At 48.2% G+C, this 22,846-nt stretch carries 13 protein-coding genes; 6 read left to right on the top strand and 7 right to left on the bottom strand.

Going from position 1 to position 22,846, the window contains the following annotated elements; all coding sequences use genetic code 11:
• Positions 1-264: 264 nt before the first annotated feature.
• A complete protein-coding gene (gene carB / locus ABW391_RS07980) occupies positions 265-3,081 on the bottom strand; it encodes a carbamoyl-phosphate synthase large subunit (protein ID WP_353481321.1) in 2,817 nt (938 codons plus the stop codon).
• Between the two features lie 210 nt (positions 3,082-3,291).
• Between carB and ABW391_RS07975 the strand changes: the two genes are divergently transcribed.
• Genes ABW391_RS07975 through ABW391_RS07965 form a run of 3 tightly spaced genes read left to right on the top strand, consistent with a single transcriptional unit; the run spans position 3,292 to position 6,463 of the window.
• The gene (locus tag ABW391_RS07975; protein WP_353481320.1) at positions 3,292-4,041 is read left to right on the top strand and encodes a DUF4129 domain-containing protein; all 750 of its coding nucleotides are present in this window, start codon (positions 3,292-3,294) and stop codon (positions 4,039-4,041) included.
• Positions 4,038-5,321: a DUF4350 domain-containing protein gene (locus ABW391_RS07970; protein WP_353481319.1), complete on the top strand. Its 1,284-nt coding sequence runs from the start codon at positions 4,038-4,040 to the stop codon at positions 5,319-5,321. Before ABW391_RS07975 ends, ABW391_RS07970 begins: the two co-directional genes overlap by 4 nt.
• Before the next feature lie 59 nt (positions 5,322-5,380).
• The gene (locus ABW391_RS07965; RefSeq protein WP_353481322.1) at positions 5,381-6,463 is read left to right on the top strand and encodes an AAA family ATPase; all 1,083 of its coding nucleotides are present in this window, start codon (positions 5,381-5,383) and stop codon (positions 6,461-6,463) included.
• Positions 6,464-6,550: 87 nt separating this feature from the next.
• On the opposite strand, the gene ABW391_RS07960 is transcribed toward ABW391_RS07965, so the two are convergent.
• Both ABW391_RS07960 and ABW391_RS07955 read right to left on the bottom strand, forming a co-directional pair.
• Entirely contained in the window at positions 6,551-7,273 is a 723-nt protein-coding gene (locus ABW391_RS07960) for a hypothetical protein (protein WP_353481318.1), read from the bottom strand.
• A 154-nt stretch (positions 7,274-7,427) separates the two neighbouring features.
• Entirely contained in the window at positions 7,428-8,525 is a 1,098-nt protein-coding gene (locus tag ABW391_RS07955; RefSeq protein WP_353481317.1) for an aminopeptidase, read from the bottom strand.
• Positions 8,526-8,625: 100 nt separating this feature from the next.
• Here ABW391_RS07955 and ABW391_RS07950 point away from each other — a divergent pair, with 100 nt between their 5' ends.
• Positions 8,626-9,318, top strand: a complete 693-nt coding sequence (locus ABW391_RS07950) for a hypothetical protein (protein ID WP_353481316.1) — start codon at positions 8,626-8,628, stop codon at positions 9,316-9,318.
• Between the two features lie 100 nt (positions 9,319-9,418).
• On the opposite strand, the gene gyrB is transcribed toward ABW391_RS07950, so the two are convergent.
• Positions 9,419-11,386 carry a DNA topoisomerase (ATP-hydrolyzing) subunit B gene (gene gyrB, locus ABW391_RS07945; RefSeq protein WP_353481315.1) on the bottom strand — a complete coding sequence of 656 codons (1,968 nt, stop codon included), beginning with the start codon at positions 11,384-11,386 and terminating at the stop codon, positions 9,419-9,421.
• Positions 11,387-11,593: 207 nt separating this feature from the next.
• On the opposite strand from gyrB, the gene tsaE reads away from it, so the two are divergent.
• Positions 11,594-12,022: a tRNA (adenosine(37)-N6)-threonylcarbamoyltransferase complex ATPase subunit type 1 TsaE gene (gene tsaE / locus ABW391_RS07940; protein ID WP_353481314.1), complete on the top strand. Its 429-nt coding sequence runs from the start codon at positions 11,594-11,596 to the stop codon at positions 12,020-12,022.
• 58 nt (positions 12,023-12,080) lie between these two features.
• Positions 12,081-13,325 carry an alanine dehydrogenase gene (locus tag ABW391_RS07935; RefSeq protein WP_353481313.1) on the top strand — a complete coding sequence of 415 codons (1,245 nt, stop codon included), beginning with the start codon at positions 12,081-12,083 and terminating at the stop codon, positions 13,323-13,325.
• Between the two features lie 9 nt (positions 13,326-13,334).
• Here the strand turns inward: ABW391_RS07935 and ABW391_RS07930 are convergent, their stop codons facing one another.
• From ABW391_RS07930 to ABW391_RS07920, 3 genes are read right to left on the bottom strand one after another with little or no spacing between them, the layout of a single operon-like run.
• Positions 13,335-15,329 carry an OmpA family protein gene (locus tag ABW391_RS07930; RefSeq protein ID WP_353481312.1) on the bottom strand — a complete coding sequence of 665 codons (1,995 nt, stop codon included), beginning with the start codon at positions 15,327-15,329 and terminating at the stop codon, positions 13,335-13,337.
• 56 nt (positions 15,330-15,385) lie between these two features.
• On the bottom strand, positions 15,386-16,342 hold the full coding sequence (locus ABW391_RS07925) for a PorP/SprF family type IX secretion system membrane protein (protein ID WP_353481311.1): 957 nt from the start codon (positions 16,340-16,342) through the stop codon (positions 15,386-15,388).
• A 37-nt stretch (positions 16,343-16,379) separates the two neighbouring features.
• Positions 16,380-22,769, bottom strand: coding sequence for a T9SS type B sorting domain-containing protein (locus ABW391_RS07920; RefSeq protein WP_353481310.1), 6,390 nt, complete (start codon positions 22,767-22,769; stop codon positions 16,380-16,382).
• Positions 22,770-22,846: the final 77 nt, after the last annotated feature.

Raw genomic sequence — 22,846 nt, 5'->3', positions numbered from 1 at the left:
TCAATACAGCCTTGATTTTTTTGGTTACTTTTTGTATCAGACAAAAAGTGACAAATATTCAAAAGCAGTTCAACTACTCAGTAAATTCGTAGAAATTTATCGTTTGAAACGACCCAAATACAGCGTATTGCGTAATGTGAGTGAGTAACCATCACACACAACAAGCGCTTGTTCAGTTCCCCCAAACAAGCGCTTATCAAATCTCTATAACCAAGTATTTTCAATCAGGTATGCGGTATACCATACGGCCGCGAATCCCCAATTCTACCGCGTCAAATACATGTACCGATTCCGATCCAATTCTCTAAAGAACGGATCACTTAAGTCTTTAATGTACCGAATCTCCTCACCCGTTGACTTCATTTCTGGGCCCAATTGTTTGTCTACATTCGGGAATTTGTCAAAACTGAATACGGGAACTTTGATGGCGTAGCCACTCGGTTGTGGCTTGATGTCGAAGTCTTTTAGTTTGTGCGTACCCAGCATCACCAAGGTGGCAATTTTGAGGTAAGGCACTTTATAGGCTTTGGCAATAAAGGGAGTAGTACGTGAAGCACGTGGGTTGGCTTCAATCACATATACATGGTTGTCTTTGATGGCAAACTGGATGTTGATCAAGCCGCGAATGTTGAGCGCGCGGGCCATGATTCCGGCGTATTCCACCATGGTGTTGACCGCTTCTACCGAAAGGCTGTAGGTAGGCAAAACCGCCGAGCTGTCGCCGGAGTGAATCCCCGCTGGCTCGATGTGCTCCATAATGCCCATGATGTGGATGTCTTCGCCATCAAAGATGGCATCGATTTCGGCTTCTTTGGCGCGCTCTAGGAAGTGGTCTACCAAAACCTTGTTGTCGGGCATGTGCTTGAAGATGTTCAGTACATGGCGTTCCAGGTCTTCGTCGTTGATGACGATGCGCATGTTTTGGCCTCCCAATACGTAGCTCGGACGCACCAAAACCGGGTAACCCACCTCGTGGGCAATGCGGATGGCGTCATCCACATCATCGGCTACGCCGTAGTCGGGGTAAGGCACCCCTTCGGATTTGAGCAGGTCGGAGAATGCGCCGCGGTCTTCGGCCAAGTCCATATTCGGGAAACTGGTGCCGATGATTTTTACACCTTTTTTATAGAGGTTTTCAGCCAGTTTGAGGGCAGTTTGTCCACCCAGCTGTACTATTACCCCTTCTGGTTGTTCAAGGTCGATGATTTCTTCGAGGTGCTCCCAGAAAACGGGCTCGAAGTAAAGCTTGTCGGCCATGTTAAAGTCGGTCGAAACCGTTTCGGGGTTACAGTTGACCATGATGGCTTCGAAGCCTGCTTCTTTGATGGCCAAAAGACCGTGTACGCAGCAATAGTCAAATTCGATGCCTTGCCCGATGCGGTTGGGGCCTGAACCCAAAACGATGATCTTTTTTCGATCAGAAGGGATGCTTTCGTTTTCGCTGTCAAAAGTTGAGTAATAATAAGGTGTTTTTGCTTCAAACTCAGCGGCACAGGTATCCACCATTTTATACGTACGGCGAATATTGCGTTTGTATCGCACCTTCTTTACATCTTCCTCATTGACCCGCATCGTCCAGGCGATCTGGGCATCAGAGTAACCTACTTCTTTGAGTTCCCGGAAAAAATCTACGGGGAGGTCTTCCGGTACATTGTATTTCAGCAGTTGCTTTTCGTATTTGACTAGGCGCTTGATCTGCTTGAGGAACCAGGGATCAATTTTGGTCAACTTTTGAATGGTTTGCAACGGAACCCCGAGGCGGATGGCATCCTTGATGCGGAAAATCCGGTCTTCGGTACCCACTTCGAGGCGGTTGAGTACATCTTCTACTTTGACCCATTCCTTGATGTCGCCGCCCAAGCCTTTGCGTCCATTTTCCAGCGACTGACAAGCTTTTTGTAGCGCTTCCAGGAAGTTGCGCCCGATGGCCATCACCTCGCCTACCGATTTCATCTGCAAGCCCAGCGTCGTATCTGCCCCTGGGAATTTATCAAAGTTCCAGCGCGGCATTTTGACGATTACGTAGTCCAGCGTAGGTTCAAAAAATGCCGAGGTCGTTTTGGTGATCTGGTTTTTGAGTTCGTCCAGTTGGTAGCCAAGTGCCAGTTTCGCCGAAATTTTAGCAATCGGGTAGCCGGTAGCTTTACTGGCCAGGGCCGAAGAACGCGATACCCGAGGGTTGATCTCGATCACGATGAACTTTTCGGTTACGGGATCCTGTGCAAACTGGATATTACAGCCACCAGAGAAATTGCCAAGTGAACGCATGGCCAGCATGGCCTGGTCGCGCATATCTTGATAGGCAGTATCCGAAAGGGTCATGGCCGGAGCAACGGTGATGCTGTCTCCGGTATGGATGCCCATCGGGTCAAAATTTTCCACGGTACAAATGATTACGACACTGTCGTTCATGTCGCGCAGCAACTCCAGCTCAAACTCTTTCCATCCCAAAACAGCTTTTTCTACCAGTACTTCGTGGGTAGGGGATGCACTCAAGCCCCGGCGCAAGGCCGCATCAAATTCATCTTCCTTGTGCACAAATCCACCGCCAGAACCACCCAGGGTATACGATGGACGAATCACCAGCGGGAAACCAATCTTTTGGGCTGCCTCTTTTCCTTCTAAAAAAGAGTTGGCAATTTGGGATGGTGCTACATCCAGTCCGATATCGATCATGTGCTGCCGGAAAGCCTCGCGGTTTTCGGTCAACTCGATGGCAGCAATATCAACCCCGATCATCCTGACCCCGTATTTTTCCCAAACCCCCATTTTATCGGCTTCGATGGCCAGATTGAGGGCAGTTTGACCGCCCATAGTGGGCAACACGGCGTCGATTTGGCGTTCCTCCAGAATCTGGATGATGCTTTCCACGGTCAGGGGCAGCAGGTACACGTTGTCTGCCGTGACCGGGTCGGTCATGATGGTTGCAGGGTTGGAGTTGATGAGGGTTACTTCGATTCCCTCTTCGCGCAAAGAGCGGGAAGCTTGGGATCCGGAATAATCAAATTCACAGGCCTGACCAATAATGATGGGCCCACTCCCGATGATCAGTACCGACTTGATTGAATTGTCCTTAGGCATGGCTTACTCGTTTCCAAATTGCCCGCAAAGGTAAATAAAGCTAAGTGATTTATGTACAGGTAAATAAAAATTCATGGATTAAAAATGATCGATCTACAGCTTGCTATTCCTAAAAAATCAGTTTTAACTGAAAAGAAATACTTATTTTTGAAGCTAAACGCACTTATTGCTCTATTCCCACAGACAGCAATGAGGGAACGAAAACCTTTTATGCGGCATCAAACCTCTGTAGCCATTGTACTTTTTTTAGCTTTTGTGGCAGCCCATCCAGGGTTTGCACAAAATCCCGATGCCAATACCCAGCAACAAGAATACCTCTCGGAATCCATTCAACCACAGCAGTTTGACGAAAGTACCTGGAATGCTTCCATTGAAGACCTGGATTACACGATCAAAAGAAAACCGCCTCCAAAGACTACCTCTAAGCGAAAGGCAAAGTCATTCAATTGGCCTGCATTGGGCTCGGGCGTTGCTGCATTACTCAAGTTTTTCGTCATTTTGTTGGCCGCAACGATTCTGGGTTTGATCATCAGGCATTACTTGAATGCGCCCCGCAACGTCGCGGTAAAAAAACTAACCCTTGAAAATTTAAGCATCGAAGACATTGAGGCAAATTTGGAAGAAACGGAGTTGCTTCCCTTCATCCGTCAAGCCATTGATCAAAACAATTTTTCTTTGGCCGTTCGACTCTATTACCTGGAAATCCTCAAACAGCTTTCTGGAGATAGAGCGATTGTTTGGCGCAAAAACAAAACCAATCGACAATATTTGCAGGAGATGGCTACTTCGCCGCGCTTGGTAGAGTTTCGGATGCTCACCCTTATTTTTGAACGGATTCGGTATGGCGGACAAGCATTGACCCGCCCCCAATTTGAGGAAATAGAACCAGGCTTTACTGCGTTTTTAAACAATCGAAGGCCAAGCATATCTGTCACCCCCAGCGATAAAGTTGCCTTATGAGCTCAAGAAACTTCATCTTTATCGCTACAGGCTTGCTCATGGGGGGCTTGCTGATCTACTTGTTCAATTCCAATGGAACCCGTTATTATACCTGGAACGAACACTACAAAGAGCAAAACAATGCGCCTTATGGGCTGATGGTGCTATTCAAATTGCTGAAGGCCCAGGAAAAACCAGCAGATTTCAAACTCCTGACCAAAAAACTCAACAAAACCCTGCCGACGAACCCCTCTCGTAAATCCAGTTACGTGTTTGTTGGCGCAGGAAATTACCTGGATTCTGCCGACGCCCAGACGTTGCTGCGTTTTGTAGCCAACGGCAATGACGCCTTCATCGCAACCCAGGTCTTGCCCTACAAGCTGATTGAAAAGCTGGAAGCCCGGCACTGCAGTGAAGAAAACTGGGGCGACCTGAATTATTACCAGGACTCGGTCGTAAATGCCAATTTTTTACACCCCAGTTTGCATCAACGGGGCGGTTTCTATTTTAAATACCGCAACATCAAAGCTGAAAAACTGTACGATTGGCATTTTTTTGATAAATCTGCTTTCTGTAACGCCCCTCAAGGCTTGGTTGCATTGGGCAAAATCAACAACTCCAAAGTCAATTTTGTACGCATTCAACATGGTCGGGGCAATTTGTATTTGCACAGCAATCCCATTTTTTTTACCAATCTTTTTTTGATCAAAAAATCAGGAAAAGCCTATGCTGAACGGACTTTTGCGCAGTTGAATAAAGGCCCCATTTATTGGGACTGTCACAACAAATTGAATCGTACGTCGGCTGAACGCATGAATGACCGTGGACGGGGAAGGCCCCGCCGTGATTTCAATCGCCCCAGTCCGCTCAGCTATGTTTTGAGCCAGCCACCACTGGCCTGGGCCTGGTATACCCTGCTCGCCACGACATTGCTTTATTTTTTGTTTCGGATCAAACGGCGACAGCGCATCATTCCGGTGCTGCCTGCCAACAAGAATAATTCGCTGGCGTTTATCCGCACCATTGGCCGATTGTATTTTTTGCAAAACAGCCACCGCCAATTGGCACTCCAAACGATGAAACTTTTTCTGCAATTTGTGCGGGATCGTTATAAACTACAAACCCGTGATTTGCATGAGGATTTTATTACTCAACTCAACCTGAGATCGGAAGTAAGCCTCGAAAAAATTAAGTACATCCTGGAGATGCACACGAAAATTGAATACGCTCCTGAAATTCAGGAAAAAGCCCTGGTGGATTTTCACCAGCAGATTGAATATTTTTACAAAACTTGCAAATAACGCACATATAGCCAAAGCGATATGCGCTCAGCCGAAAGGCTCATAAACCAAGATCAATGATGTCATTGCCAGAAGAAATGAACCCAAATCCTGCGGAGCAGGCATTCGAAGCAAACCAGGAAGGTACAACGGACACTCCAATTGTGCCTACTCCCGAAACGAGCGTTACCCCGCATTGGGGCCGCAACCGCCTGGATTTGAGCGTAGTCAATAATGCCATTGATGCGGTACGCAAGGAATTGGGCAAAGTGATTGTTGGACAACAGGAATTGATCGAATTGTTGTTGACTGCCTTGCTGGCAGATGGCCACGTGCTGTTGGAAGGTGTACCCGGTATTGCTAAAACCCTCACCGCAAAATTACTGGCACAAACCCTGGATGTGGAGTTTTCGCGCATTCAGTTTACCCCCGATTTGATGCCAAGTGACGTCATCGGTACGGCGGTTTTTAACCAAAAAACGGTAGAATTTTTCTTCAAAGCCGGGCCCATATTTGCCAACATCGTCCTGATTGACGAGATCAACCGTGCTCCAGCCAAAACCCAGGCCGCCCTGTTTGAGGTGATGGAAGAAGCACAAATAACCGTAGATGGCGCTACTTATGAGCTGGATTATCCCTTCTTTGTGATGGCCACCCAAAACCCCATCGAGCAAGAAGGTACTTACAAGTTGCCCGAAGCGCAACTGGATCGCTTTTTGATGAAAATCAACATCGATTACCCCAATCTGGAGGAAGAAAAAGACATCTTGCGGCGTTTCCGCAAGGAATCCAAGGTTAATCTGGAGAAAGAAGTGCAGAAGGTGATGTCACCAGCCTTGGTCAAACAATGCCGAGATTTGGTGGAAGCCGTCTTCATCGAAGACAACTTGCTGGATTACATTGCCCACATCGTGACCCAAACGCGCAGCCACGGCGACTTGTACCTGGGTGCTTCGCCCCGGGCTTCACTGGCCATTTTGCGAACCTCCAAAGCGATTGCCGCCATCAATGGCCGAGATTTTGTGACGCCCGAAGACATTCAATACATGGCTTATCCGGTGCTGAATCACCGCATCATCCTGCAACCCGAACGGGAAATGGAAGGATACGAGACGAAGGACGTGATCAAGGATATTTTGGGGAAAATTGAGGTGCCGAGGTAGTGATCCCCCACGCCACAAAATAAGAAAGCCCCTTGCAGTGCACCGCAAGAGGCTCTCTCTATAACACTATCATTCAAGAATCAAAAATTACTTGGTAATTTGAATACGGTTCAGTACCAACTGTGCTTTGATCAAAAAGTCACTGTGGTGGAACATGTATTCATTGTGGATCATCATCAAACGAGCGGCATCATATGCAGCTGATTTGGGTACGATCTGGCGGGCTGCAATCGGATGCAACCAATATTCAAGGTTATTAGAGCGCAGATAAGATTGATCCATCTCGAAGTTACAAACTACAGAGAGCTTGTTCAGGGAGAAAAGATAATCCGTTTCTTTGTTAAGGTCTTTTTGAATGTCCACTACATTGTAGCGCATGAAGTTGGCTCCAGAGCGCTCGCAAAGGAAGACGTCCCGGCGGCCATCAAAAACGATGACATCGCGGAATTTGTACTTCCGGAAGTTTTTAATCAAAAAGTTCTTAATCGGTAGTTTGGAAGGACGAAGTTTGTGGAATTCTTCCTTTAATTGCTCTTCGTCCAGTTTAAACTCTTCATCGTAGGGTTTGCGGCGTTTGGTTTTCATGTTGATAACCTCTTTAGCGCGCCCTACTGTATGGCCGAGTTCGTTCGTTTTGGAATAAACATTTACAATGTCTACGTTGGCTCCATTCATCCAACTCTCTAGAAAAATCTTGTTGGTACCCGTTTCGAATACCAGTAGTGCGATTTCGCTAATAGCGTAAAAGTTAGGATAACCCCCATAGATGTTGCCATACTTTAGTTCCAGGAATGCTATACTTCTGTTCACGGTTTCAGTTTAAATTTTGTTAAGTGATCTCGAATGATGTTTTCAGCATTATGTTTTCCCTAAATGGGAATGATAGTGTTCTAGCCATTTTTTGCAATACAACCCGAAAATAGTACAAAAATTGCTAATCGGGAAGGCAAAGATAAAATTCCATTCAAATTAAAAAATTACCGCTCTCGTAAATTTTTTCACCATCGGCAAAAATCTCTCCTCCGGTGCGCATATCGGTAATCATATCCCAATGCACACTCGATTGGTTTTTGCCTCCCGTTTGCAAATAAGCCTGTCCAATGGCCAGGTGTACCGTACCTCCAATTTTTTCATCAAAGAGGATGTTTTTGGTCATCTGCTTGATGTCGTAATTGGTGCCAATGGCCGCTTCTCCAAATCGGCGGGTGCCTTCAATTTTGAAAACCCGATCCAGCACTTCAACACCTTTAGTCGCTTCCCATTTTTCTATAAAACCATCTTTGACATAAAGGGTTGCACCCTCCACTTCTTCATTTCCGTACAATGCCGGGAGCGAATACCGCACGACGCCATTGACCGAATCTTCAACGGGTGAGGTATAGACTTCTCCAGAGGGCATATTGGTTTGTCCGTCTGAGTTGATCCAGGTTCGCCCTTTGGTCGAAAACTTTAGGTCAATGCCTTCTCCGCGATAGTGAATATCCGAACTATTGTTGAGAAAGTCAACTATGCGTTGTTGATTTTGCCGCACTTTAATCCAACTTTCGATGGGGTCTGTGTCATACAATTTGCACGCGCCGTACACAAATTGTTCGTATTCTTCCAAGGACATCCCTGCCCGTTGGGCGCTGGCTGGGGTGGGAAACTGGCAGAGGTTGCGCTTGAGTTCTCGGGTTGCCGTTCGTCGAGAATAAATATCTGCAACAGCATGATGAGCTTGCTGGTGAATTTTGCTTTTCTCAGGAGTACTGCCATTGCGTTCACCGAGGTTAAACGGTGCCCGAATGTGCAAATAGGCATCATAAGTCTCCATGGCCAATTTGTACAGGGGCGATACCCGGCTCAGTTGGGGGGCTTGGGCTTCCTGAAAAAAAATCCGGTTCTGTTCGCGAAACTCGAGGTCGGTCTCCACCATTGCGCCGGCGCGAATGGCCGAACGAAAGACTTCACGCACCAACGGCTCGGCCAGAATGGTGGTTTTGATAAAGAGTTTGTCTCCGGGTTTGATCTCCATGCAATAGTGCACCAAAAGATCGGCGTATTTCTCTAAAATGGTTTTCATTTTTTATTAACGTTTTTTTAAGAGTTTTCGCTGAGTACAAAATACAAATCTCCGGCTTTTCCTAACAAAGACATTAATCAACGTTTAAAACTTGTTTTCCATGATCAAATTGATGAAGAATTTCGCTGGTGTTGCATTTATCCTGGCGATGATTGGAATGGTATCCTGCGACAAAAGCAGCCTTGATGTTACCTCAGAAGAATACTTCACCCTGGGTGCGATGGATTCACTGCACCGTGATGGCCAGTGCGGTCGTGGCAGTTGCTTCGAATTTGTATACCCGATCAGCATTAAGTTTGCGGATGGTACTACTGCAAAAGTGACCTCAAACGACAACCTGCGCGAAACCATCCGCACCTGGAAAGAAAGCAACCCAAGTGCTACTGAGCGGCCTACCCTGGTGTTCCCATTGGATGTGTTGGCGAAAGATGGTACACTGGCCACCGTTGCAAGCGAAACTGAATTCAAAGCCTTATTGGCAACTTGTGCGCCTAAGGGTGGCCCAGGCAAAGGTCGTGGCAAAGGAAGAGGTCACAAGCCTGGCGATCGCGGTCAGAACTGCTTCAAACTGAACTTTCCTGTAAGCGTAACTTTGCCTAACAGCACGGTAGTTGCTGCTGCCGATCACGATGCACTGCACACCATTCTGCAAAACTGGCGCAAGAACAATCCTACTTCTACTGTACGTCCTGCATTGGTTTTCCCAATCAAGGTAACGTTGACAGATGGCACGGTGAAAACAGTGGCTACGAAGGAGGAATTGATTGCCCTGAAGGACAGCTGCGGCAATTAAAATTTAAGGTTTTAGGGTTTAAAAAAAGAGGGTTTTAGGTTCATACAATGTTCCTAAAACCCTCTTTTTTATTTTAACCAAGCCTGAACTTTAAAAGAGATCAGGCATCCACATTTGCGTACTTCGCATTTTCTTCAATAAACTGGCGGCGAGGTGGCACTTCATCGCCCATCAGCATAGAGAAAACCCGATCGGCCTCCATGGCATCGTCGATATTGACGAGGCGGAGTATGCGGCGCTCGGGATCCATGGTGGTTTCCCAGAGTTGCTCGGCGTTCATCTCGCCTAAACCCTTGTATCGTTGTACTTTGACGCTGTTTTCGTTGGAGCCACCAAACTCTTCGGTGGTTGCCCTGCGCTCTTCTTCATTCCAGCAGTAGCGCTCTTGTTTGCCTTTTTTGATCAGGTACAATGGTGGAGCGGCAATGTACACGTTGCCATTTTCGACCAGTGGGCGCATGTAGCGGAAAAAGAAAGTCAGGATCAGCGTGGTGATGTGGCTACCGTCCACGTCGGCATCCGTCATGATCACCACTTTGTGGTAGCGCAGCTTGGCGATGTTGAGGATGCGGTCGCCGTTTTCATCTTCTTCGATGCTTACACCGAGTGCGGTAAAAATATTCTTAATTTCCTCGTTTTCGTAGATCTTGTGCTCCATGGCCTTTTCCACGTTGAGGATTTTTCCTCGCAAGGGCAAGATGGCCTGGATGTTGCGGTCGCGGCCTTGCTTGGCTGTACCACCCGCCGAATCTCCCTCTACCAGGAATACCTCACTTTCGAAGGGGTCTTTGGAAGCGCAGTCGGCCAATTTGCCAGGCAATCCACCGCCAGTCAGTACGTTTTTGCGCTGCACCATTTCGCGGGCTTTGCGCGCAGCATGGCGAGCGGTAGCTGCCAGGATTACTTTTTCGACGATGCGCTTGGCTTCGCGGGGGTTTTCTTCCACAAAGTTTTTGAGCACATCCCCTACACATTGCGACACGATGGTGGTCACTTCGGAGTTGCCCAATTCGCCCTTGGTTTGGCCTTTGAATTGTGGTTCTTGTACCTTCACCGAGATGACTGCGGTCAGGCCTTCCCGGAAATCCTCACCAGAAATCTCTTCTTTGAGCTTTTTGAAAGCCCCAGAGTCTTCGCCGTATTGTTTAAACACTCGGGCTAAAGCCATACGGAAGCCCCTAACATGGGTTCCCCCTTCGCGGGTGTGAATGTTATTGACGTAGGAATAAATGTTCTCCTGGTAGGACTCATTGTAGATCATGGCCACTTCCACCTCTACGTCGTCCTTGCGGGTCATGACGTAGATCGGTTCGTCGAGCAATGGCTTCTTGGCCCCATCAAGGTACTTTACAAACTCTCTTAAGCCCCCTTCTGAAAGGAAAGACTCGGTTTTGCCGGTACGCTCATCGGTCAGGCTCAACTTTAAGCCCTTGTTCAAGTAAGACAGTTCCTTGACCCGGCGCACCAGGATATCGTACTCGTACACCAGGTCTTCAAGGATGGTACCATCCGGTTTGAAAGTGATGGTTGTACCGTGCAGTGGGGAATCTCCAATGATTTGTACATCGCCCAGTGGCTTGCCTTTGGCAAACTCCTGAACGAAAACTTTGCCTTCTCGGTGCACTTCTGCTCGAAGGTAGTCAGACAGCGCGTTGACGCAGGAAACCCCCACACCGTGCAAACCACCCGAAACCTTGTAAGTGTTTTTGTCGAACTTACCACCGGCGTGCAACACCGTCATGACTACTTCCAATGCTGATTTTTTCAGCTTGGGGTGCATGCCTGTAGGGATACCGCGACCATCGTCCTTTACGGTGACTGAGTTGTCTTCGTGAACAGTCACATCAATGGACGTACAAAAACCGGCGAGGTGCTCGTCAATGGAGTTGTCCACAACTTCCCAAACCAGGTGGTGCAGCCCTTTGGAGTCTGTGCTGCCAATATACATCCCAGGTCGTTTCCGAACGGCTTCTAAGCCTTCAAGTGCCTGGATGTTACTCGCGCCGTAATCATCGGCGCCATTAGAATCATCGTGTAGATTCTCTTCCGTCTCTTTTACCATATCCATTTTGCAAAGATACAGAAAAGTATGGTATTTAGAAGAAAAAAATGCACAAAAAACCGGAATGATACAATTTTAAATACAAATAAATCAGTCATTTAGATATTTAAAAATACCATAAATCATAGCTTTTGGAATTCTACTGACTTTTGATTGATCCAATGTGGTATTTGATTATTGCTTATTTTTGTGCATACCTTTAAAATTGAGCCGATGGAGTGGCAGATTGAGCATTTGGAAGAAATCCCACAATACAGCCAAAAATTGTTAGAGACCTTCCCGGAAGTGCGGGTTTTTGCTTTTACCGGTGAAGTTGGCGCGGGCAAAACGACTTTTATTCAGGGTTTGTGCAAAACCCTGGGCGTAAAATCGCATGTAACCAGCCCTACTTTTTCAATTGTGAACGAATACCCCTATCTGGATGCGGCCAGTGGCCAGGCTCAATCGGCTTATCACCTCGATCTGTACCGCCTACGCAGTTTTGATGAAGCGCTGGGCATTGGAGTAGAAGATTACCTATACAGCCAGCAATACTGCTTTGTAGAGTGGCCAGAAATCGTAGAACCACTGCTACCGGAAGATACCCTGCGGATTCATTTGGAAATTCTGAGCGATTCCCAGCGGAAAATGTTATTTTTGTGAGAACCCAAAGGGGCCAAAGCCTTACATCGAGGCATTTGCCCGTTTTATTTTCTGAAACATGAGTGGTGGAAAAGAAGGAAATGGCGGATCCGCCATCGCCATACCCAAGTCGTTAACCGACTTCCAATATCAGACTCAACCGGAAATGTTGGATGTCCAACAGCGCCCGGAAAAACTATTCATTGGCATTTCCAAGGAGAGTACCTTGCAAGAAAACCGCGTAGCGCTGGTTCCCTCTTCGGTTTCTATCCTGACGGGCTACGGCCATCGGATTGTGGTTGAAAGTGGAGCGGGTGAAAAAGCGCATTTTACAGATCACCAGTTTTCTGAAGCGGGAGCTGAAATTGCACACAGCAAAGAAGAAGTGTTTCGGGCCAAAATTTTGCTCAAAGTAGCTCCGCCTACCTTGGCAGAGATTGAATTGATGCACCCGAATCAAATCCTTATCTCGCCATTGCATCTGCCCATCATATCGGGTGAATACATCAACAAATTGCGCCAAAAGCGAGTGATCGCCCTGGCCATGGAATACATCAAAGACGATTTGGACAACTTCCCGGTAGTGCGCACCATGAGCGAAATGGCCGGTATTCGCGCCATGCTTACTGCTGCCGAACTGCTTACCAGTACTGGTGGTGGAAAGGGTGTACTGTTGGGGGGAATTTCTGGTGTACCTAGTTCCAAAGTTGTCATTTTGGGTGCAGGCATTGTGGCCGAAAACGCAACCCGCGTAGCCTTGGGGCTTGGCGCAGAAGTACGCATTTTTGACAACAACATCTATAAGCTCAAACGCCTGCAAAACCAGGTAGGCCGCCAATTGTATACTTCCTCCATCGACCCGTATTACCTCAATGAGGAGTTGTTGACCGCAGATGTGGCCATTGGGGCCATTCACTCTAAGAGTGGCCGTGCTCCGATTATTGTCAGTGAGGAAATGGTTTCGCGGATGCGCCCTGGAGCCGTCATTGTGGACGTGAGCATCGATCAAGGCGGCTGTTTTGAAACTTCGCAGGTGACTTCATTGGATAAACCAACTTTTATCCGCCACGGCATCATTCATTATTGTGTGCCCAATATTGCCTCTCAAGTGCCCCGCACTTCCTCCATGGCCATCAGCAATATCCTGACCTCGATTTTATTGCGGTCTGGATCAGCGAGCAGCATGGAGCAATTGCTGTTTAGCAATCCTGGCCTGCGGCATGGAGTTTACACCTACAAAGGTTGTCTGTGCAATGAGTACCTAAGCGAACGCTTCCAAATCAAATACACCAATCTGGATTTGTTGATGACATCGCATTTGTAGAACGGGGTATCAATTCCCACCCGGTTTCACTTCGTACAAGGCCGTTTCATTGATCTTCAAGACCTTCACTTCGGTACGGCGATTGAACTGGTGGTCTTTCTCCACACAGTCTACCCCGTCTTTACAGTGGTTGCGGATTTGGGTTTCACCAAAGCCCGTTGTCCGGATGCGATTGGCGGCAACGCCTTTGCGCACCAGAAATTCTTTGGCTGCTTCCGCGCGACGAATCGAGAGTTGCATGTTGTATTCACTGGTACCACGAGAATCCGTGTGTGCGCCCAACTCCACTTCCATCGTAGGGTATTTGAGCATGAGGCGAGTCAAAGCTTCCAGGTCGCGGGCATCGGAAGTACGGATAGCCGCCTTATTGAAATCGTAGTAAATGTTTTCCATTACAATAATGGTACCCTCGGCAAGGGGTTTTCGCATCACCTCATCATTGATCGGAGCCAGGCGCATACTGATAGAAAAAGACCGGCTTCCGCGTACATTCTCGGTAGAAAGCTGGGTTTGGGTAGGTTTGAATCCATATTTTTCAGCCCAAATGGTATATGTGCAGCCTAAATCCAGGCAATATTCAAAGCTGCCATCCAAACTGGAAGTAAGCAAGACCTCTTTGCCATTGCAATTGCTGATGACCCTGATCTTGGCGTTGGGAATGGGTTTGTCGTATTTATCCGTCAGTGCAATCCCGTGTAATGGCATGCAATTGATGTGTTCCATCCGAACCTCCAAGGTGTTTTTCAAGGTCTGAGCTTTTGGGAAAAAAGAAAGCTCCTGGGTTTTAAAGCCCGCTTTGGAAATCAAAATGACGTATTCCCGGTTGGCCGCTAAAGAGATCGTAGCCGCGCCATCGCGGCCAGTAACTGCGGTTGGGTTGCCCAATTCGTCATCGCTTTTACGGTTGAGTTTCATGATCAGTTCCTGAGACTGATCCGAAGTTGGGACCAAAGTCGCGGCGTAGGTATTCCCATCCTTGATCAATCCATCCGTGGAGCGTTCAAACACGCGTACATTCACATTGGGCATCGCTGCATTGTTTTCTTCGTCAATGGCCGCAACGCGCAGCGAAACCTGCACCACTGGTTTTAGTCCTTGCAAACCCGCGGGAGCTTCAAAGGCGTAGATATCATCTTTTCCGGCTCCTCCATTGCGGTTGGAGGAAAAGAAGCCTCGGGTGCTTTCTTTGTCTAAAATCAGCCCAAAATCATCGGCTTTAGAGTTGTAGGGTTGCCCTAAATTGACCACCTTGCCCCATTCAGCCCCACTCAAATCGATCATGTACAGGTCTAGTCCTCCCAAACCTCGCAATCCGGTTGAGGCAAAAAACAAGCCTCCGTTGTCGTGGATGTAAGGGAATACCTCATTGCCGGAAGTATTGACCTCCGGCCCCAGGTTGATGGGTTCTGACCACCTAGTGCCATCCCAGTCTACAAAATAGATGTCCATTTTTCCATAACCTCCGGGCATATTGGAAGCAAAAAACAAGCGCGTTCCGTCGTAATTCAACGAAGGGTGCATATAGGAATAGTTCAGGTTGTTGAAGGGCAATGGCCGTACCCGTTCCCAATCATAAGGCCCTTTGAATGCCTCATAAACCCGCATGCGCACTGTGTCATCTTTGCCCGCTTGTGGCACGCCCTTGCTGATGTTGTTGCGACTGAAGAACATTTTATCAGAACTCTTATTAAAACTCACTTGCCCTTCGTGCCGATCTGAATTGAGTTCAGCAGAAAAAGGTTCTGGATGAGTGGGCATTCCATCCTCGTCAAAATCGGCGTAAAACAATTCAAAATAGGTCTCACCGGTAACTTTATCTACTTCCCCCGTTCGCTTTCGGGTGGTCACAAAAACCATTCCGTTGCCATAAAAAGCGGGGGAAAATTCCAGTGCAGTACTATTGATGCGGGTGCAATTGCGAAGCGTTACGGCAGCATTTTGAGCATTAAGGTCACTCAGGCCAATCAGCATAAGGAAAAATATTCCAGTGTAGATGCGGTACATAGGGATTGGGTTGAAAACGGATATTTAGAAAGATAACGAAAAAAAACATATTTTCGTTAAAAAAAGAACCGTGGATTCTCATAAATCACATCCCCTGAACTCCGACCATTGATGAAATACCGGAGTACCACCTCTACGCTGCCGTTGTTGTACCTGCGCAGCTCCGATAAAGTTGCGTCATAAGACATACCCAGCATGATGTTTTTGCCCATTTGTACGTTGAACATCCCCGAAACCGCTTCGCCTAAACCCGTCACACGAGAACCCCCCAACCGGTAAGACACCCCAACGGTGAGGCGGTCGTTGAAAATCAGGCTCAAGTTGGCATCTGCATCAAAGGGGGCACCTTTGACGTACTTGAGCAGGGTTTGTGGTTGAAATTTTATCTTTGCGCCCAAGGGAATAAGTACCCCTGTCATCAAAAAAAAATGCGGCACTTCCCGGGAGATCGTCCCATTTCCATCCGCCAGATCCACATTCACGTTCAGCAATCGGGGAGAAGAAACACCGATGTAAAAATTCTGGGCATCATAATAAATACCTGCACCAAAATTGGGAACATACTTGCTCTGTAAACCTACCGGAATAGCGCTGTCGTTGGTCAAAGGTTGAGAGCCTTGCAAGGCATCAAAATTCATTTGAAAATTGCGAATCGAAGTCATCAGCCCGAGGTTGAGGTGTCCACGAGGGGCTGGGATGCGGTAGGCGTAGGCCAACTCAGCGGTGTATTGCTGGGTTACGCCGATCGAAGCACGGGCGAAATTGGCGCCAATCCCCACCCTGTTGTTGAGTACTGGCATATTCAGCGATAACAGTTGCACTTGAGGCGCCCCTTTGATGCCCAACCATTGACTGCGCACCAATGCGGCAATAGAGATGCCTTCGGCGTTGCCAGCATAAGCAGGATTGAATCCCAACTTGTAGTGTTGGAACTGTGTAAACTGGTTTTCTTGTTGCGCTTTTGCTGCCAATCCCAATCCTATGCACACGATAAATAGGTAAACTCTCCTCATAGCCGTTTTGTTTGTCCCGCAGATTTCGCCGGGAAATTTATCGCTGAATAACTAAAAATCCATTCTTTGGTTTTTCTCCTTTTCCAAAATTGACGATGTAGAAATAAGTATCTGCCGGTAAATCCTCCCCATTGTAGGTACCCGACCAAGTGTTTTTGTACGGTTTTCCAGAACGGTACACTTCATCACCCCATCGGTTGAAGATGACAACCTGACTTTCAGGATACTGACTGGCATCCAAAAGGCAAGGAATAGTGAATACGTCGTTGATTTGGTCGTTGTTTGGGGTGATCACCGAAGGTATTTTGCAATTGATGTCTGCCCCGATTTCAATTTCAACTTCTGCCTGCGAGCAATCACACCCTACACTGCAGAGTTCGTACGTGAATTTATCTTTGCCCACAAAATTGGTGCGCGGGGTGTAGGTGAACAAACCGTTACCTTTGGCCACCAATACACCATTGAAGGGCTCCCGAATTACCTTAACCTGTGTGTTGGCCGGAATGGTATCATTGAGCAGCACGTTGATAGGAACGTCTACCCCAAACCCACCTACCACTTGATCTTTTACCGCTTTGGGTGATCGCTTGTAAGTGATGATTACGGTATCCCTGGAGTCTTTGCCACAAATGCCATTGTCGACCTCCCAAACGAAAAGATTGTTTCCTACTTTAAGGTTGCGAGCCTGGGCATTGATTTCATCCGGATTGGGAATGCTGACTCCGGGAGTGAGGCTCGTCCAGCGTCCCCGACTGCCATCTGTTGGTTTGTCGGCATCCAGTTGAATCATGGATTCGGTATTGCAGATGGATTGATCCATCCCTGCATACGGCCCAGGATCAGAAATGAGTACCAGCACTTCATCTTTGATGTTGCCACAGCCGCCAGCGCGAAGTGTCCAGGTAAAAGCATACAAGTTGCCGGGTTGCATTCCCGTTACGCCTGTCTTGGGTGAATTGGTGTCCAGAATGGTCACGCCCAATAAGCCTTGTACTTCCGATTGCGACCAGCTACCCGGTGCATTAGTGGAAGGCTTGGCGTTCAGTTTAATTTCTCTGGAAAAACAAGCCAAAATATCTGTTCCCGCAAAAGAAGTATCCGGTTTGCTAACCGTAACATTGATGTCGTCGGTGGAATAATTGGTACAGGCACCATTGGAAAGCGACCAGCGGAAAGTGTACATGTTTCCCCCTTTAAGGCCATTGGCCAAGGTCTTTGCCAGACTTGGGTCTACAATACGGATTCCGGTAGTGTCTCCTTTTACCAGGCTCCATGCCCCCGTTCCTTGTCCAGGCGCTTGCGCATTCAGCGTGACCGGTACTTTTTCGCAGCCCAATTGATCTGCGCCAGCAAACGCTTGTCCACCGGGGACTTTGCTGAATAAAATCGGGAATGGCTCCGATGCCTTGGAATTGCAAACCCCCAGGGTAGCTTGTACGGTGAAGGCATTGATTCCTTCGGCATAATTGCTGAAATCGGTTAAGTCAAAATCGGTTGTGGAACTGCTTCCCAGCACTCCTTTGGGGCCACTCCAGGTGTACAAAGCGCCAGGTGTGGCGGTGCCTGGTCGCAATGACAAGCGCAATCGGGTACCTGGGCTGCTGATGCACAAAGGGCTATTGCCCACCACTGAGGGCCGTCGAGCCCCCGGTAATACTTCGAGTTTGGTAGTGGCTACTACTGATTTGCAGCCATTCAGCGTTGCAAAAACGGAGTAAATTCCAGCGTGCTGGGCTGAGTCAGCCTCAGGTACAACTGGATTGACCAGCGAAGAACTAAAGTTGGGGCCACTCCAATTGTATTGTGCACCTGGCACAAAGGTAGATTTCAATTTAAAAGGCAGTCCCTGACAAACGGGGCCACTGGTTGATGCGGTGATAGAGGGTTTGGGCGTAACTTCGATCAGTACTTCTCCAGACTCTCGTGAATTACAGCCGTCGATGCTTACAAATACCGAGTAAATCCCCGAATCATCCGCAGCAGACTTGGGAATAGAAAAACAAGGGGTACTGCTCAAAATGATGCCCTTGGTAGGCGTGATCCAGTTGTAGGTTACGGTATTGCCCTGATACGCATTGGTACACAGGGTAATGGCGCCTCCTGCACATAAAGGTTGAACGGTCGTTTCCGAAAGCTTGGGCGCCATCGGCGTCAGCGGTGGATCTGTCACATTGACCAGGGTACTTACTGCTTCTGATGCACAACCTCCCGCAGTCGTGATGACCACCGAATAATTGCCACTGTTGGCTTGGGTTGCGTTGGGAAGTACAGCCTGAGCCTTGTTGGAAGTATAGTTGTTTGGCCCCGTCCAGCTGTAGCGGAAATTGCCGTCATCTGGTGGAAAAAAATTGGCCGATAGCGTAATGTCAGTAGGCCCAGGCAAACAGCGCGGGGCATTGTTGGTGACATTGAATATGCGGATGCTGTTGATTACCTCTACCACTAAAGAATCCATGCCAACGCAACCTTCAATGCTGGTAACTTTTACCAAATAGCGCCCTGCATTGACCTGGCGGGTATTTTCAATCGCAACGGTATTGCCTACCGAACTGTAATTGTTTGGCCCCGACCATTGAAAAGCAGCATTAGGGGTGGCGGGGGTAACCCGCAATTCGAGGCGGCTGCCTTCACAAACATTGGGAGGAGTAGCAGAGGCTTTGGGTTTGGGTTTGTCATAAACGATCACTTCCTGTGCAAGAGAAAGATCCGAACTGCATTCTTGAGTCGTGAGGTACAAACGCCAGCTTCCCTCCTGGGCATTGCTGGTATTGTTGATGTCGAAGCTGGGTACGCTGGTCCGAAACTCTTCCAGACTAGGGCTTACCCAGGTATACAAAGATGCCGTTGAGTTGGTGCGCAAGGTAATTTTGCCCCCCTCGCAGATCGCGCCAGAATAGGTCAACTGGGGCTGACGCGGGCGGGGCACTATACTCACAGGAATGAAGGCTTGATCGGAGGTACAATTGAAGCGGGAAATAACCAGGGTGTACACTCCAGCATTGGCAGCAGTTGCGGCTGTAATGGCCAGGGGAAACTGGCTGGTTGAGCTGTATCCATTGGGGCCCGTCCACAAATAGGTGATGCCTGGCCCGGCTACTTCGGTACCCAACACAATGGACTGTCCTTCGCACAGCGAATAACTGCTTGTTTTGGGAATCGCCAAGGGCTTTTTGAAAATACGGATCATTTTGGGCGCAGATGGCAATGACACACAACCTGCCGATTCAATGGTCAGGTAATAATTTTCCTGACTCTCGGCATGGGGTGCGCGCAAAGTAAAGCTGGGCACTATCGTTTGGCTGATCAGTGTACCATTAGGCGCTTCCCCTTTGTACCATCGGTAAGTTACATTGGTGCCAGATGGCGCAATGGAAGAATTTAGAATGATGTTTTCGTCGGCGCAATAATTTTCTTTGGTCAACAAAAGGCTAGGAGTTACGGGTAGGTCTTCGATGGAAACTTCTACCACACCCGTAGATTTACAGTTGGTGATTCCGGTGATTTCGACGGAATAGGATCCTGCATTGCGCGAGCTTACCCTGGGGATGATTGGGTTTTGCAAGTTGGAGGTAAATCCGTTTGGCCCCGTCCAGCGGAAGGTAAATACGGTTCCACCATTGGCAATTGGTGGATTGGCGTACAAGGAAAGGGTGTCATTTCCGCAAAGACCAGAATTGGCTGCAGGAGCCGGGCGCTCGGTTTCAATGCGTACAATGGTGGAACACCTGGCCACATTGCCCGCGCGGTCGGTTACCGCAAGTGTAACATTTTGAACCGACCCTGCCTGAGTACAGGTAAACGTGCTGGGAGTTAACGTAAGGTTGGCGATACTGCAATTGTCGGTACTTCCGGCATCGATTTCACTGGCTTTTACTTGTTCGGCTTCCAATCCAGAGGGATTGATGAACAGGGTAGTGGCTTTACACTTGGCAATTGGAAGTTCAGCATCTCTTACCGTTACTTTGAAGGTACAAGTATCGGCATTGCCACTGGAATCGAGAATCAGATAAGATACCCGGGTTTCGCCTACGGCAAATTGCACGCGAACACTGTCTGGCGGAACAGGCATGCGCGTAGGGGTAAGTGCAGTCACGCCTTGGGCATAATAAGTTGGCAAAATGCTGGGGTAAGCTAAATTGGCAAAAATATAACCCTTCCTATCTGTATCTCCATCATTGACAATTGCGGAGGGGTTGCAAGGATTGACCCCTTCCCCTGGTCGACCCGATGGAGTGCTGATGCGCCGTGGCGCTACGCGCAGATTGATGATTCCATCTGCGGCCCAGCGATTGAAGGTATCCCGGGGAATGCTCAAAATGAGTTTACCCGCCTGGCTACAAGAGGCATCACCTTCTTTTGAACTGCCCAAGAAACGGCCATTTTCTCCAAAAACTTCCAATATAGCGTTGGGTGAATTGAAATCCCCTTTGTAGTCTACTATGATTGTTGCATCCCCGGTGGCATTGGGCGCTACGCCATCATAACGCAACAATTTGCCTCCAGCAAGATAACTGTTCAATATAGCAGTATATGTATAGGTCAAAAATGCGCTGGCGCTATCCAGGGGCAAAGTCCGATTGTAACTGCCTGCCAGGCTACAGTTGTCGGTTACAACTGGTCTGGGTAGGGTAAGTGGTGCCGTACAAGCTCCGGTGGCCAATACCAGATTGTAATCACTGGGGCAAACAATCTCAGGTCGCTCCCGGTCGCGAACAGTGACGGTATAGCTACAAGAATCGGTGTTGCCAGCACAATCTCTTACGTAATAGGCAATCAAATTGACCCCGGCATTTAAAGTCACTTGCACGGGGACAAAACCTGGTATGGTTTTAATTGGGCCTTTATTGATCGAATAACCATAAAAAAGGTTTTCCTTCGTTGGTGCAGCAAAGCGACAGATGTCTTCTACTTGGGGGGGCTGTAGGGTAAAGCTGGCGGTGCAGGAACCCAGGTCGGTATTGATTGCTGCATTTGCGGGACAATTGCTCAATTCGGGTGCCTGATCGTCAATGACCTGAAAAATCGCCGTTGCGGTATCGCGGTTGCCACATTCGTCTTCTACGATAAAGCGTACCCTCCGCTCTAGAATGACCTTGCTGCCCGTTGAGCAACTTAAAGACGGAAACGTAACCTGTCCGTTGCTTCGGGCGTCTTGCAGAATCCAGCGCAGAGCCGACGAAGGAGTGGTACAGTTGTCTACTGCCAGAGCATTGCCCAAAGTGTTGATCCAGGTAATGAAGCGCGCTTCGGCGTCCAGATTGGCATCACAATTTAAAATAAGATTAATCGGAGCGCGGGTAATTTCAGGCGCCGTCCGATCTATTACTTCAATGCGTTGAGGAGCGGTGACAAAATTGCCACAGCTATCCGTAAGTCTCCAGGTACGCAGCACAATGTAGTTGTTGTTGCAGGTGCCATTTTGAAGTACATCGCTGAAGCTGAGATTCGCTGCGGTTAAATTGCTGCAATTGTCGCGGATGTTGCGCGGCCTGCCTGAATACTGAGGATCTTCGGCAAAACGGCAATCGATGATGGTGTCGCGTGGTGGCGTAAAGGTTGGCGCAATATTGTCCACCACATTGATGATTTGTCTGCGCACGGCGCTATTGCCGCAAGCGTCTTCGCTTTTCCACAAGCGGCGCAATTCGTAAGTTCGCTTGCAATTGGGGTCTACATTCGGTACTATTTCATCGGTAAAACTCAATACGGGATTTAGGTCGCAATTGTCTCTCAATATCGGCCTCCCCAGTGATTCTGGAGCAATGGAAGCGCTACAAGAAAGGGTGGTATCCCGAGGGAATCGCCCAAATTCGGGGGCATCATTATCGGTTACGACAATAACCTGTCGGTAATCACTGCGATTGCCACAGGCATCAATGGCCCTCCAGGTGCGAATGTATTTGCGGCGAAACACACAATTGCCACTGCCCTGGATGGTTTGATTGTAAATGACGGTATCGAGCGCACAGTTGTCGGTGACTTTGACAGTAGAAGAATCCGGCACAAGATCTTTACACCCCAGGATCAAAGAATCTGCAATGCTGGAAACGATTCGTGGCGCCAAGGTATCCTGCACAATAAACACGTAAGTCGCATTGGATATTTGGGTGCCACCACCATTTTTGACCGTAAAGGTCAACCGTAACGTATCATTGCAAGGGCCTCGAAACGTAAATGTTTCCGGCGGTGTTGGCGAGATGGTGACGGTGTTGCCGCTGAGTTGGGCAGGCAATACCACTTGCAACTGCAAGGTGTTGAACCAGGTGCTGTAAGCAGTATCTGCATCTTCACAGGCAACAACAGTTGTGTCTTCAACCAGGCGGGTTGAGAAGTAATGGCTGGTGGGTTTCTCTGTTTTTGCATACAAGGAAGAACCCAGCATCGAGCAAAGAGCCAATATCGAGACAGTGTAAATCAAATGCTTCATAACAAAACGGAAGTTTTGCGTTTTACGGATTCTTGAACAACCATAAATGCAGTGATTACAATATCGATAAAAAGGCG

Origin of the sequence: Haliscomenobacter sp. (assembly GCF_040403615.1) — a bacterium.
GTDB lineage: Bacteria > Bacteroidota > Bacteroidia > Chitinophagales > Saprospiraceae > Haliscomenobacter.
This window is presented reverse-complemented; position numbering and strand designations above follow the sequence as displayed.